Here is a 13935-nt window from a genome sequence, read left to right as displayed (position 1 = left end):
CACTATGGCATTAGAAGAAAAAAAATATGCAGTAAGGTTTGGCAATCTTGCTGCCCAGGTATATCTCACTGAGCGGAATAAGCCCATCTTGCTGATGCTGCATGGCTGGCAAGATAACAGTGGCAGCTTTGAGCCGTTGGCTCCCTTGCTCTACGAGCATTTTGACTTGGTGATGCCGGACTGGCCGGGGCACGGGTATTCTGATCACAAGGGTGCGGGCAGCTTCTACCCTTTCTTTGATTATGTCGATGACCTGCACCAATTGATCCTTCAATTGGGAGACTGGCCCATTTACCTTGTCGGACATTCACTGGGAGGGCTGGTGGCGTCATCCTGGTGCGCGGCGTTTCCGGAAAGGGCAAGGGGTTTGGTGATGATTGAAGCCTTAGGGCCAATGTCTGAGCGTGACGACAACGTGGTTGAGCGTTTGCGTAACAGTATTGACAGTCGCTCGGCCATGAAAACATCCCGTGAACTACCATCACTGGAGGCGGCACTCAAGCTTCGCCGGGGAATCAATAAAGTCAGCATTCAAGATCTGACCCCCATGGTGACCCGGGGTATTGAGCAAGTAGGGGCGGTGTGGCGTTGGCGACATGATGCTAAGCTGAAAACTGACGCTATTTACCGGATGTCTACGCACCATGCCGAGCATCTGATCCGCGGGATCAAATGCCCGGTGCTGGCGATTCTCGGTGAGGATGGTTATCCGGCGCTTCGCAGCCCACTGGCAGAAAAACGTATGGCGTGGTTTCAGGACCTGACTGTAGAAAAGGTGGCGGGAACCCACCATTGTCACCTTCAGAGTCAGGCAGAAACGGCGTCATTAATCATTGATTTTGTGACCAAGCTACATCTCATCACAGCGCATAGTGATGTTAATTGAATGTTATTTCTGGTCTAATTGCGAGTTAAAACACTCGTTTGAATTTTATTGCGTCTGGCGCGGACCGCTTGGTCTGCGGGAAAAAATAGGAGAGATCAAGTGGATAAGGTTTGGCTTAACCGCTACCCATCAGATGTACCAGCGGAAATCTCTTCGGACACGTACCCATCATTGGTAGAGATGTTCGAAAAGTCTGTGCAGAAATATGCGGATCAGACAGCCTTCATCAACATGGGGCAGGTGATGACTTTCCGTAAGCTGGAAGAGCGCAGTCGTGCGTTTGCCGCTTACCTGCAAAATGATCTTGGCCTTAAGAAAGGCGACCGTGTCGCGGTGATGATGCCAAACCTGTTGCAATATCCGATTGCCCTGTTCGGTATTCTGCGTGCCGGCTGTGTGGTGGTGAACGTGAACCCGCTATACACCCCGCGTGAGCTGGAACACCAACTGAATGATTCTGGTACAACCGCGATCGTTATTGTCTCCAACTTCGCACATACGCTGGAAAAAATCGTTGATAAAACCAGTGTGCGCCACGTCATCCTGACCAGTCTGGGTGACCAGCTACCACGCGCAAAAGGCACCATCGTTAACTTCGTGGTGAAATACATCAAAAAGATGGTGCCGAAGTACAGTTTGCCACACGCAACCTCCATGCGCATGGCGCTGAGAAAAGGCCGCCGTATGCAATATGTGAAGCCGTTTATGACCGGGGATGATATTGCCTTTTTGCAATACACCGGTGGTACGACCGGCGTCGCAAAAGGGGCGGTACTGACCCATAACAACATGCTGGCAAACGTGAATCAAGCCAAAGCTATGTATGGGCCGGTATTGAAAGAAGGCCGAGAGCTGGTGGTGACCGCCCTTCCTCTCTATCACGTGTTTGCACTGACGGTGAATGGCCTGCTGTTTATCGAAATGGGGGGGCAAAACCTTTTGATCACCAATCCGCGTGATATTCCCGCATTTGTGAAGGAGCTGAAACAGCATCCGTTTACGGCAATTACAGGGGTAAATACCCTGTTCAACGCGCTGTTGAACAATGAAGATTTCCATGAGCTGGATTTTAGCAACCTCAACCTGACTGTTGGCGGAGGTATGGCAGTGCAGCGCTCGGTTGCCGAAAGCTGGATGAAACTAACGGGCAAACACCTTCTTGAAGGGTATGGTCTGACTGAATGCTCACCACTGGTTGCGGCGTATCCCTATGATCTGAAAGCATACAATGGCTCGATTGGCCTGCCAGTGCCTTCTACGGAGGTACGTATTGTGGATGATGAGGGTAACGTGCTGCCAAATGACCAAGTGGGTGAGCTGCAAGTGAGAGGGCCACAGGTCATGCAGGGCTACTGGCAACGCCCAGAAGCCACCAAAGAAGTGATCACTGAAGATGGTTGGCTGTCCACCGGTGATATCGTGAAATTCGATGAAGAGGGCTTCCTGCACATTGTTGACCGTAAGAAAGACATGATCCTGGTGTCGGGGTTCAACGTTTATCCAAACGAAATTGAAGATGTGGTAGCCCTGCATGGCAAAGTGCTGGAAGTGGCTGCGATTGGCCTACCACATGAAACATCTGGTGAAATCGTGAAGGTGTGCGTTGTAAAACGTGATCCTAGCCTGACCAAAGAAGAGCTCTTGGCGCATTGCCGCGAACACCTGACTGGTTACAAAGTGCCGAAAGTGGTCGAGTTCCGCGAGGAGCTGCCGAAGACTAATGTGGGCAAGATCCTGCGTCGTGCACTGCGCGAAGAACAGGAAGTGAAAGACGCAGAAGCGTAATCGGCGCATGCGCTGACGTGGTTAAGTGCGTACAATAGGTAAATAACCTATGCCTTTGAAAACATGCTGGCCTGGGCCAGCATGTTTGCTTTCTGTAACCGGTAATTTTACTGCGGCAGAAACAACCCAGATGGAAGATTGCGTGAATTTCGAAATTATAACTGAACCGTCCCAACTTGAACGTGTTTGCCAACAGGCCCGTCAGGTACCGGCTGTGATGCTGGATACCGAATTTGTGCGTACCCGGACTTTGTATCCACGACTGGGTCTTATCCAATTGTATGATGGTGAAACACTGTCTTTGATTGACCCAATTGAACTTGACGATCTTTCACCGCTATGGGGGTTGCTGACGGATGAATCGGTAGTGAAAGTGCTACATGCCTGTAGTGAAGACCTGGAAGTTTTTTACCATTACGCAGGTGCGATGCCAACGCCGATGGTAGATACCCAGATTATGGCGGCTTTTTTGGGGCATGGCCTGTCGACGGGTTTTGCCTCCCTGGTGGAAGAATACCTTGTCGTTACGTTGGATAAAGGTGAAGCGAGAACGGATTGGTGTGCCCGTCCCCTGAGCGAGAAACAGCTCGAGTATGCCGCGGCAGATGTCTATTACCTGCTCCCACTGTATAACGAGCTCTCCAAGCGGGTATCTGCTGCAGGCTGGGATGAAGCCGTGAAGCAAGAGTGCGCCCTGATGGCCAGCAAGCGTGGCAAAACCCCGGAACCGGAAAAAGCCTACCTTGATATTAAAAATGCGTGGCAGCTTCGCCCCAAGCAACTGGCGGTGCTCCAAAAGCTGGCAAGCTGGCGCCTAAGGGAAGCCCAGCGCCGGGATTTAGCACTGAATTTTGTGGTCAGGGAACTCCACCTTTGGAAGATGGCACGGTTTAACATCCGTTCACTCGACAAAATGGCGGAAGAGGGCTTTGATCGCTTTGAAATTGAGCGCCATGGTAGCCGTTTGATCCGGATGGCACAGGAAGCGGATAAAACACCCGCTTCCCTTTACCCAGAAGAAATCGTGCGTTTGGTGGATATGCCAGGCTACAAGCAGATGGTGAAAAACATCAAAGAGCAAACCAATGCCGTCGCGGAAAAACTGGGTGTGGTGCCTGAGTTTGTCGGTTCGAAAAAACAAATTCATCAGGTATTGAAATGGGCATGGATGAATGATCGTAACCCAGAGAAAATGCCTGATATGTTGACAGGATGGCGAAAAACTTACTTGGCGGACAAGGTGTTAGCTGTGTTAGATGGACAATAACTCAGGCTAACAACCTCCAACAAACCAGAAAAGAAAACCGGCTTTTCCGCCGGTTTTTACGCTTTATTTATCGTCAGGCAGTGTCACATTCAGTTCCAGAACGGACAAATCGTCGTCCCGTTGCTCCAGTGCCACAGAGACTTGCTCGGGTGAGATATCAACGTATTTACGGATCACATCGAGAATATCTTGCTTCAATTGAGGTAAGTACGTTGGCTCCGTACTTCCTGCATTGCGGCGTTCAGCGACAATGATCTGCAGGCGCTCCTTGGCAACCGACGCACTCGCCTTCTTTTTGGGACGGAAAAACTCCAACAGTGCCATGGGTTACCCCCCAAACAATCGTTTCAGAAACCCTTTCTTTTCTTCTTCCAGGAAGCGGAAAGGACACTCATTGCCAAGCAAGCGGGTGATGGCATCGCTGTACGCCAGGCCTGCGTCTGACTCCTTATCCAGGATCACGGGCTCGCCTTTGTTGGATGCATGCAGGACGGATGGGCTTTCCGGTATCACACTCAGCAGTGGTATGCGCAATATTTCTTCTACATCTGCCACACTCAGCATTTCGCCACGGGCAACACGTCCCGGGTTATAACGGGTCAGTAGAAGGTGTGTTTTGACCGGCTCTTCGCCATTTTCAGCCCGGCGGGATTTGGAATCCAGGATGCCCAGAATCCGGTCAGAGTCGCGAACAGAGGAGACTTCTGGATTGGTGGTAACAATGGCTTCGTCAGCGAAGTACAGTGCCATTAAGGCGCCAGCTTCAATACCTGCCGGGGAGTCACAGATGATGAACTCAAAGTCCATCGCTTTCAGGTCATCCAGCACACGTGCCACGCCTTCTTTGGTCAGCGCATCTTTGTCACGGGTTTGTGACGCTGGCAGTACGTAAAGGTTGTCGACACGTTTGTCTTTGATCAACGCCTGATGTAGGTTGGCTTCGCCGTTGATCACGTTAACGAAGTCATAAACCACGCGGCGTTCACAGCCCATAATGAGGTCTAGGTTACGCAGGCCGATATCAAAGTCGATAACCGCGGTTTTCTTTCCTGCCAACGCAAGGCCGGTGGCAATGGCAGCGCTCGACGTGGTTTTACCCACGCCACCTTTACCGGAAGTAATTACGATAATTCGAGTCATTCCTCAGTCCTTTGGAAAGTTAGAGTGTGAGGTGTTCAATATTTAATGAGTCGTTTTGCAGTGACACCTTTACCGGACGTGCAGTGTACTGCTCGGGAATAGTCTCACTGAGCCAGTAAGTGCCTGCGACTGAGAGCAACTCAGATTGCAGGTTCTGGCAAAAAATATGGGCTTCTTTCTGACCACTGGCGCCCGCAATCGCCCGGCCTCTCAGCACACCGTAAATATGGATACTGCCGTCGGCAATGATTTCGGCACCGGCACTGACATGGTTAAGCACCACCAAATCCGCATTCTTTGCATATATTTGTTGTCCAGAGCGAACCGGTGAGGTGATCACTTTAGTCGGTGTTTGGATCGGATCATTAATGCGTGCAGCTTGCTTGGCAGGATTCATCACCGCCAGCCCCGCTTGCTTGGCTGCGTCACGCACCTGATTTTGTTTACAACCAGTAACACCGACAACCAACATACCGGTTTTCTCGATGGTTGCTTTAAGCTGTACAAAGTCAGGTTGATTGTGAAGGCGGGCAATATCAACAACGACAGGTGCGCCATCGAAAAACGCAGGAGCCTGATTGACTTTATCAGACAACACTTGCATGGCGCTGTCTATATCATCATCCATCAGATGAAGCACAGAAAGCGTAAATGAACTGCCTTTGAGTTCAGCATTTTTTGTCATTGAACGAGTTATCCAGCTGGCACGGTAGTGTTGATATTGACAACACGAGCGCGAAGTTTCATCACCCAATTTCCCCTTTGCCCCCATTTTTTAATGGTGCACATTCTTTGGTTTTCTTGGGTGTATTAGACAGTGATCTGCATGGTATATTCATGGCATCTTTGCGGCAAGCATGAAGACCCAATGTGGTGCTTTAATCGCCGATTTCATTTTGATTTTTTAAGCCGTTTCTCTTAATCGGGAACAGAACAAATGGTGCATGCCTCAAACTGGCATGAAGAATGAGAGGTACAAGGTGTATTGCGCAATTTATAAAAGCAGTAAAAAGGATTCGACCTATCTTTATGTTAACCGTAAAGATGATTTTAGCGATGTGCCTGAACAATTGTTACACACTTTTGGGAACCCGCAGTTCGTTATGATGGTCAACTTAGAAAAGCGCGAAAAACTGGCTATTGCAGATATCAATCATGTCCGCAATAACCTCAAGAATAAAGGTTATTACCTGCAGCTTCCGCCAGCACCAGACGCGGCACTGCAACATATTAGACAGAAAAATACTAAATTATAAAGGAGCGCTATGCGTAAGGGATTAATCGGGATCCTTATTGGGGCTGCGTTGTCTATATCAGCACCTGGGATGGCAGAAGAAAAGCAAAGTTTTGAACATTACGTTGATGGTTTAAAAAAAGAGAGTGCAGAAAAGGGTTTTGATACCACACTCATCGAGCAGGCTTTCAGCAATCTGATGTATCGCGAGCGAGCGGTCAAAGCAGACCGGAATCAACCAGAGAAACGTTTAACGCTGGATGAATATATTCCCCAGGCAGTTCCAGACTGGAAAGTTGCACAAGCACGAAAACTGTATGACCAGCATTATAATGACCTGAAACGTATCGGTGATATATATGGTGTCCAACCCCGCTTTTTGGTCGCCCTATGGGGAGTAGAGAGTAACTTCGGTAAATTCACGGGAAATTATAATGTAATTGAAGCGTTATCAACGATGGCCTACGACGGTCGTCGGGAAGCCTTTTTCCGTAACGAGGTATTTGAGGCATTAACCATTTTACAACAAGGTCATATTGATATAGATAAGATGAAAGGTTCCTGGGCGGGGGCGATGGGACAATGTCAGTTTATGCCCAGCTCATTTAATGCTTTCGCTGCCGATGGTAATAATGACGGTAAAAAGGATATCTGGGCTTCTCAGCCCGATGTATTCGCCTCGTCTGCCAACTATTTAAAAAATGCAGGTTGGGATGAAAAGTATACTTGGGGGCGTCAGGTAATTGTTCCTGGGAACTTGCCCAAGGGGCTGTCAGGGTTGAGTCAGGATAAGGCGAAAACGTTATCTGAATGGCAGGCTCTTGGCGTACGTCGTATGAATAATGCTTCATTGCCAGATGTGGAAATAAAGGCGTGGTTAATCCAACCTGATGATGAATATGGCCGAAGCTATTTAGTTTACAGTAATTACCAAAGCCTGATGAAGTGGAATCGTTCACACTATTTTGCACTGGCCGTCAGTCATTTAGCTGATCGTATTAAATTCGGCTGAGATGAAGGTTGTATTGTCCAGAGGAGTGCGTTATTTGACCGAAAAAGGAATGAAAGACGTTCGGGGGATGTAATGACGCTGAGTGACAGTCAATTGCTGGATATCTTGATACAAAAAAGGAGCGTTTAGCTCCTTTTTTCTGAGATGACAATTTAGGCCACTGTCATTTGTTCAATTTTGATTCAGAGCAGGAAGTCTTCGATCTTACCGCCGTTATCCAGTGCTTCTTTGATCGCTTTCGGTGTGCGACCCTGGCCTGTCCAAGTTTTTTCTGAACCGTCGACGTCAATGTATTTGTATTTCGCCGGGCGGGCAGCGCGTTTAGATTTTGGCTTGGTGCTGCCAAGAGTTGCCATCAATTCTTCTGGATCAATACCATCCTGGATTAACATTTCACGGTATTTTTCCAGTTTTTCAATGCGCTCTTTTTCAGCTGCACGGGCTTCAGCTTCCGCCTCTTCTCGTTCGCTTACTACTGCTTGTAGTTTTTCCAGTGCTTCTTGTAGTTGTTCCAGAGTAAGTTCACGTGCAACGGCACGAAGGCTGCGCAGGTTTAACAATACTTTTAATGCATCAGACATTATGCCAATCCTATTATCTCGTTATGTAATAATTTAGTGCTTCACTAAGAATAGCAAGAATAAATAATTCTTTGCAATGTTTAAGTAATTAAATTCTTGCCTATTAAATATCGAAATTAATTAAAGTGCAAATTTAATATAAAAAGGGCAGTTGATTTGATAAGAAATCGCCACTTTTTTGAGAGGTTGTACAATAAATTTGGCATCCTTGTTAGGTTTTGTGTGCGACAAATAGTAAAGGCCAGTGGAAGGCGATGATTTTGTAACCCTGTTTAGCGCGTTGTGTAAAAATTTTTATCTTTATATTGCAAACAAACCAATGTCACATAAAATACGCTGGCTTATTACCCAAACGGACGTACTTTATAGGTATGGCGGCGAAAACCGTGTCATTTCTATATGTTGTTTGGGGTTATACACGTAGAGGTGCGCTGTTTATCAGTAGGTTGTCTTAGGGTGATGCCAGTGAGGGCAAGCGAAAGGAAACCGCGCCGAAGCACAATGGGTTTATCAGACTTTTGTGCTGGGGTTGTGCTCGAAAAGACACAACACTGCCATAGTATTGGGATTTAACTATGGAGCGCTACTGTAGGGTTTAACGATATGCATAACCGTTTTGTTTGTTCATTCAGGTTTTCCGTTTCTGCAGTAGATCTCCAACCGAATAGGTTGATACAGAGATCATGAATTTAGTTGATTTTTCCTCTTCTTCACTTTCCCTTCTCCCGGCAATTTTAGCATTGGGGCTGGCCATTATTACCCGCCGCGTTTTGCTGTCTTTGGGGGTAGGTATTCTTTCTGGTGCCTTGTTACTTAACGATTTTTCGTTCTCTGTCACTGCGTCATACTTGGGCAATTTGATCGTTGGATTGTTCATTGATGGTGGCAGTATTAACAGTTGGAACCTGAGCATTGTGGCTTTCCTGCTGTTGTTAGGAGCAGTGACTGCGTTGCTGACGCTTTCCGGCGGTACCCGTGCTTTTGCTGAATGGGCACAGCGCCGGGTGAAAAGTAAGCGCGGGGCCAAGTTGCTGGCAGCGTTGCTGGGTGTATTCATTTTTGTTGACGACTATTTTAACAGCCTTGCCGTCGGTGCCATTAGCCGACCAGTGACTGATCGTTTTCATGTGTCTCGCGCCAAGCTTGCTTATATCCTGGACTCCACTGCTGCACCAATGTGTGTGATTATGCCCGCATCCAGTTGGGGGGCATATATTATCACGGTGATTGGTGGCATCCTTGTCAGCCACGGCGTGACGGAATACAGCCCATTGAGTGCGTTTGCATATATGGTTCCAATGAACTTCTATGCCGTATTTGCATTGTTGATGGTATTTGCTGTGTCTTGGTTCCAGATGGATGTGGGGTCGATGCGTCGCTTTGAATATCAGGCCTCAACCGGCAGCCGTTTGGGTGACGAAGACAGTGGTCATGAGCCGATTGAAGACGAGCTGGGTATTGAAGAAAGCGACAAGGGCCGCGTCTCAGATCTGGTTGTGCCGATCATTGTCCTGATTGTCGCAACGATGTCCTGGATGGTGTATTCAGGGGCTCAAGCATTACAAGCCGATGGGAAAGCATTTTCAGTACTGGGTGCGTTTGAAAACACGGATGTAGGTATGTCGCTGCTTTTCGGTGGTGTTGTTGGATTGTTGTCAGCATTGGTCACGGTGATAAAACAAGGTATTCCAGCGGCTGACATTGCACGTACTACTTGGATTGGTGCTAAGTCAATGTTTGGTGCCATTCTGATCCTGTTCTTTGCCTGGACCATTGGCAGCGTGATTGGTGACATGGCGACAGGTAAATTCCTGTCTACCTTGATTCAGGGGAATATGCCGACCCAATTGTTGCCAGTACTGTTGTTCCTGTTGTCGGCCGTGATGGCATTTTCAACCGGCACATCCTGGGGTACATTCGGTATTATGTTGCCGATCGCTGGTGACTTGGCAGGAGCAACCGATATTGCGCTGATGTTGCCTATGCTATCCGCTGTATTAGCGGGGGCGGTATTTGGTGATCATTGTTCGCCAATCTCAGACACCACTATATTGTCTTCCACCGGTGCACGTTGTGGCCATATCGACCACGTATCCTCCCAGTTGCCTTACGCGCTTGCGGGCGCAGTGATCGCCTCTGTGGCGTATTTGGTGCTTGGTTTTACCGATTCTCTCAGCATTTCGCTATTGGCGGGGTCGGGGGTGTTTGTATTGGTTTGCACTTTGTTGAGTTGGCTGTCCCGCCGACCAGGTAAATTAGCCTGAAGGTTTTCAGCCCCCGCTTTCGGGGGCTTTTTCATAACGCGGTCTGAGCCGCTTTTAGGTAGCATGCGTCAGTCTTATTTTCGGAGAATTACATGGCCCAGCTGTATTTTTATTACTCAGCGATGAATGCGGGTAAATCCACTACGCTTTTGCAGTCATCATTCAATTATCAGGAAAGGGGAATGAACCCGCTGATTTTCACGGCAGCAATCGATGACCGCTTTGGTGTGGGTAAAGTCAGCTCTCGGATTGGTCTTCAGGCAGAAGCGCAACTTTTCTCGCCAGAGGATAATATTTTTGCTGCGGTCAGTGATATTAATGTTAATAATAAAGTGGACTGTCTGCTGATTGATGAGTGTCAGTTTTTGACCAAAGAGCAGGTCTATCAAATCACCGAAGTGGTCGATAAATTACGTATTCCTGTGCTTTGTTATGGCTTGCGTACTGATTTCCGTGGGGAGTTATTTGAAGGGTCGCAATATCTGTTGGCGTGGGCAGATAAACTGGTCGAGTTGAAAACAATTTGTCATTGTGGCCGCAAAGCAAACATGGTTATTCGCACCGATGCAGACGGTAATGCTATTGCTGATGGGGATCAGGTCGTGATTGGAGGCAATGACAGGTACGTGTCTGTTTGCCGTGTGCACTATAAAGAAGCATTGGGTAAGTAAGCCTATAAAAAATAATTATGCCGCTGAATTCAGCGGCATAATTATTTCTGTTTATCAGTCGCTCAAAGCCGCGAAATAAGCGGTATTATCGTGACCCGATCGCCAACCTCAGCACTTTCTACTTGCGGTGACACCTCAATTAAACAGTTGGCCTCATGCATGGAGCGCAAAATTCCGGAGCCCTGTGAACCGGTAGAGTGCACTTCCAATTGACCACTGGCACTAACGTGATAAATACCGCGGATGTATTCTGTCCGGCCAATACGTGAGCGGATTTTTTCCTGGGTGATGGCGGAAAGACATTGCGGTTGCCAATGTTTATCACCCTGCATTTTACGAATGGCAGGCTCAACAAACTGCAAAAAAGTGACCATGACAGCAACGGGGTTTCCGGGTAAACCGAAAAACGGTGTGTTGCCTAATTTGCCAAATGCCAGAGGGCGTCCCGGGCGCATGTTTACCCGCCAGAAGTTAATCTCTCCGAGGCTGTCCAGCACGTTTTTAATATAATCGGCATCACCGACGGAAACACCGCCGGAGGAAATAATGACATCCGCTTTATCCATTGCGGTATTCAGCGTTGCTGATAGTGCGTCTTCACTGTCTTCAATAATGCCAAGATCCAGGATGTTGCAGCCAAGTTTTTCCAGCATGCTGCGGACAGTGAAACGGTTAGCGTCATAGATACAATGTGCTTTTGCTGGCGTACCTGGTGCCTGGACTTCATCACCGGTCGAAAACAGCGCAACAGTCAGCGGCTTAAAACACGTGGCTTCATTGAAACCCAGCGAGGCCATCATACCGACAGAGGCTGCATTCATACGGGTACCAGCTTGGAAAACGGGCAACCCTTTTTTTAAATCTTCCCCCGCTTGGCGCACGTTCTGGCCAGGACGTGCCGCACCTTTACGGGTATCAAACCGTACCTTGTCACCGTCGACGCAGGCTTGTTCACGCATTACGACAGTGTCAGCGTTTGGCGGTAACGCTGCGCCCGTCATGATACGGACACACTGACCGGGTTCAAGTGCTTTACTGAAGCCGTGGCCTGCATAGACTTCCCCGATGATTTGGTAGCTGGCACGTTCCAGATCATCACTGCGAATGGCAAAGCCATCCATTGCCGAGTTGGTGGTTGATGGGACATTCACCGGTGCAATCACATCTTCTGATAACACGCGCCCGGATAAGGATTCCAGTGCCAGAACCTCACTGACAGAGGGCTCGGAAATTGCCGCCAGAATTTTTTCCCTTCCTGCATCGACAGAAAGCATGGTTGGTGACAGGGAATCACAGGTGGCGGTTTGGGCCTTGTGGCCTTCCATCCATCGTAGGATAAAGCCTTTGAGGGCATCAATGTCATTGATATCAAGCTTTGGGAGGGCGGTATCCGGATCGCCGTCGCAGGCGACGGCAATAATATTGCTGTCGTCAGGGTGAAGCCAGGGCTTGCCCAGTGCCTGACGATGGAGTTCGATTTTCGGGAAGTTTTCATGCTTGAATCCTTCCACCAACACCAAATCTGCGCGATTGTGGTCAACACGGGCAAGTAATTGGTTGAGGGTATATTCCTCTTCCGGTGTTTCTGTCATCAGGGCATGGCGGTAACGCGAACTGATGAGCATCTGGGAGGCACCGGCTTTTCTTAACCGGTAACTGTCTTTTCCTGGCTTATCAACATCAAACTCGTGATGAGCATGCTTTATCATCGCAATACGAATACCGGAAGCGACCAATGTGGGGATCAGTTTCTCTAACAGAGTGGTTTTTCCGGTGCCACTGAAAGCCGCAAAGCCAAGTACGGGCAGTGAATAATGGGAAAAACTCATGACAAATCTCCAAACTTCTCCAGCTCTTCAGGTGTGTTGAGGTTGATGAAAGCGTCGTGCTCTGCGCTGAAGTCGACAAAAACGGTATTACAAAGATCGTAAAGCAGTACGATTTTCCGATCGCCATTGTTTAGGAAGTTTTCGAGCCGTTCAAAGACAGTATGTTTAAACATGGTCACAACAGGTTGTAAGGACTCTCCATCGTGAGCGACAACGATTTCTGTGTCGTCGGCGATCGCCTGGTACATTTTTTCCAGCAAGTTATGTGGCAGATTTGGACAGTCACAGGGGACAAAGCCAAACCACTCGCTGTTAAGCTGTGCCATCGCTGCATGTATGCCCCCCAGTGGTCCCGGAAACCCTTCAAACACGTCGCTGAAAACCTGGCCATATTGTGCATAGGTTTCCTGGTTACGGTTAGCATTCACGGCAACCTTAGCACCCTGTCCGATGAGGCGTTCATGAACGTATTCGATGAGAGGTTTGTTATTAAGGGTGACCAACCCTTTGTCTTTTCCGCCCATGCGGCGAGCCTGTCCGCCGGCAAGAATGATCCACGTGGTTTCAGAAAGCGAATGCATGGTTATCCTTGTTGATTATGTTAAGTATCGGCTTACAGACCAGTGACTGGTTTTCAATTAACCAGTGCTGGTTGCAGCAAGCGGTGAGTGAGTTGGGATGATGGCTGGTGATCACCAGACTGGCACCACGCTTGAGCAAATCTTCCACCATCATCCTTTGTGCATCTATGGCGTTAGGATCCAGATTGGCGCATGACTCATCCATCAACAGAATAGAAGGGCTCAGAGCCCAGGCTCGAGCCATCGCGACTTTTTGTTTTTCCCCACCTGAAAGCACGGAAATGTGCTCCCGGCTTAAATGTTCCAGCCCAATCATCTGTAAAGCCTGCATGGTAATCATTCGACGCTCTTTTGGGCATAGCGGCCTGCTTTTTAAGCCATATGCGACATTGTCGGCAACGGTTCCGTCGAATAAATAGGCGGATTGATGCATGTAAATCACGTCACTGTGCCCGGAAAAACCAGCCAGACGTTGCATGAAACTCGGACGGCGCAAGTTAAGCTTTCCTGTGGTGGGCTTTTGGATACCTGCCAGCACTTTCAGCAACGAGGTCTTGCCAATACCATTTGGACCCGTGAGGTAAATGGCATCCCCCCGGCAGATTTTTAGCGACGGAATGTGAAACAGCAATCGATGCTTGTATCTCACTGACAGGTTGCTGGCTTCCAAAACAATCTGGTTCAT

Annotated in this window: 14 protein-coding genes and 1 riboswitch; of the genes, 7 read left to right on the top strand and 7 right to left on the bottom strand. The window is 48.5% G+C overall.

Annotation, left to right across the window (positions count from 1 at the left end):
• The first annotated feature begins 4 nt into the window (after nucleotides 1-4).
• The 3 genes from VHA_RS16210 to rnd all read left to right on the top strand — a co-directional run bounded on the left by VHA_RS16210 (nucleotide 5) and on the right by rnd (nucleotide 3938).
• Nucleotides 5-886, top strand: coding sequence for an alpha/beta fold hydrolase (locus tag VHA_RS16210; protein ID WP_040529134.1), 882 nt, complete (start codon nucleotides 5-7; stop codon nucleotides 884-886).
• Between the two features lie 99 nt (nucleotides 887-985).
• Nucleotides 986-2671, top strand: a complete 1686-nt coding sequence (fadD, locus tag VHA_RS16205) for a long-chain-fatty-acid--CoA ligase FadD (RefSeq protein WP_005506272.1) — start codon at nucleotides 986-988, stop codon at nucleotides 2669-2671.
• A 142-nt stretch (nucleotides 2672-2813) separates the two neighbouring features.
• The gene (rnd, locus tag VHA_RS16200) at nucleotides 2814-3938 is read left to right on the top strand and encodes a ribonuclease D (protein ID WP_040529306.1); all 1125 of its coding nucleotides are present in this window, start codon (nucleotides 2814-2816) and stop codon (nucleotides 3936-3938) included.
• A 63-nt stretch (nucleotides 3939-4001) separates the two neighbouring features.
• On the opposite strand, the gene minE is transcribed toward rnd, so the two are convergent.
• From minE to minC, 3 genes are read right to left on the bottom strand one after another with little or no spacing between them, the layout of a single operon-like run.
• Complete coding sequence (minE, locus tag VHA_RS16195) at nucleotides 4002-4262, bottom strand: cell division topological specificity factor MinE (RefSeq protein ID WP_005506267.1); 261 nt, start codon at nucleotides 4260-4262, stop codon at nucleotides 4002-4004.
• Between the two features lie 3 nt (nucleotides 4263-4265).
• Nucleotides 4266-5078 (bottom strand): septum site-determining protein MinD, encoded by an 813-nt coding sequence (minD, locus tag VHA_RS16190; protein WP_005506265.1) that lies wholly within the window; start codon nucleotides 5076-5078, stop codon nucleotides 4266-4268.
• Nucleotides 5079-5097: 19 nt separating this feature from the next.
• A complete protein-coding gene (minC, locus tag VHA_RS16185) occupies nucleotides 5098-5763 on the bottom strand; it encodes a septum site-determining protein MinC (RefSeq protein ID WP_005506263.1) in 666 nt (221 codons plus the stop codon).
• Between the two features lie 295 nt (nucleotides 5764-6058).
• Here minC and VHA_RS16180 point away from each other — a divergent pair, with 295 nt between their 5' ends.
• Nucleotides 6059-6334, top strand: coding sequence for a YcgL domain-containing protein (locus VHA_RS16180; RefSeq protein ID WP_005506262.1), 276 nt, complete (start codon nucleotides 6059-6061; stop codon nucleotides 6332-6334).
• A 9-nt stretch (nucleotides 6335-6343) separates the two neighbouring features.
• On the top strand, nucleotides 6344-7324 hold the full coding sequence (locus VHA_RS16175; RefSeq protein ID WP_005506254.1) for a lytic murein transglycosylase: 981 nt from the start codon (nucleotides 6344-6346) through the stop codon (nucleotides 7322-7324).
• 182 nt (nucleotides 7325-7506) lie between these two features.
• Here the strand turns inward: VHA_RS16175 and VHA_RS16170 are convergent, their stop codons facing one another.
• Complete coding sequence (locus VHA_RS16170) at nucleotides 7507-7905, bottom strand: DUF3037 domain-containing protein (RefSeq protein WP_005506252.1); 399 nt, start codon at nucleotides 7903-7905, stop codon at nucleotides 7507-7509.
• Between the two features lie 413 nt (nucleotides 7906-8318).
• A riboswitch (Lysine riboswitch) is annotated at nucleotides 8319-8499 on the top strand.
• Between the two features lie 89 nt (nucleotides 8500-8588).
• On the opposite strand from VHA_RS16170, the gene VHA_RS16165 reads away from it, so the two are divergent.
• The gene (locus tag VHA_RS16165) at nucleotides 8589-10169 is read left to right on the top strand and encodes a Na+/H+ antiporter NhaC family protein (protein ID WP_040529131.1); all 1581 of its coding nucleotides are present in this window, start codon (nucleotides 8589-8591) and stop codon (nucleotides 10167-10169) included.
• A gap of 92 nt (nucleotides 10170-10261) precedes the next feature.
• Nucleotides 10262-10840, top strand: a complete 579-nt coding sequence (locus tag VHA_RS16160) for a thymidine kinase (RefSeq protein ID WP_005506235.1) — start codon at nucleotides 10262-10264, stop codon at nucleotides 10838-10840.
• Between the two features lie 62 nt (nucleotides 10841-10902).
• On the opposite strand, the gene VHA_RS16155 is transcribed toward VHA_RS16160, so the two are convergent.
• The 3 genes from VHA_RS16155 to VHA_RS16145 are packed head-to-tail and all read right to left on the bottom strand — an operon-like array spanning nucleotide 10903 to nucleotide 13935.
• Nucleotides 10903-12669: a bifunctional molybdopterin-guanine dinucleotide biosynthesis adaptor protein MobB/molybdopterin molybdotransferase MoeA gene (locus VHA_RS16155; protein ID WP_005506234.1), complete on the bottom strand. Its 1767-nt coding sequence runs from the start codon at nucleotides 12667-12669 to the stop codon at nucleotides 10903-10905.
• The gene (mobA, locus tag VHA_RS16150) at nucleotides 12666-13250 is read right to left on the bottom strand and encodes a molybdenum cofactor guanylyltransferase MobA (RefSeq protein ID WP_005506232.1); all 585 of its coding nucleotides are present in this window, start codon (nucleotides 13248-13250) and stop codon (nucleotides 12666-12668) included. Before mobA ends, VHA_RS16155 begins: the two co-directional genes overlap by 4 nt.
• Entirely contained in the window at nucleotides 13234-13935 is a 702-nt protein-coding gene (locus tag VHA_RS16145) for an energy-coupling factor ABC transporter ATP-binding protein (protein WP_005506230.1), read from the bottom strand. The genes mobA and VHA_RS16145 overlap by 17 nt, the downstream gene beginning before the upstream one ends.

The organism is Grimontia hollisae CIP 101886, from assembly GCF_000176515.1.
In the GTDB taxonomy this organism is placed as follows: Bacteria; Pseudomonadota; Gammaproteobacteria; order Enterobacterales; family Vibrionaceae; genus Enterovibrio; species Enterovibrio hollisae.
Note: the sequence above shows the minus strand (reverse complement) of the source record. Positions and strands in the feature narration are given on the sequence as shown.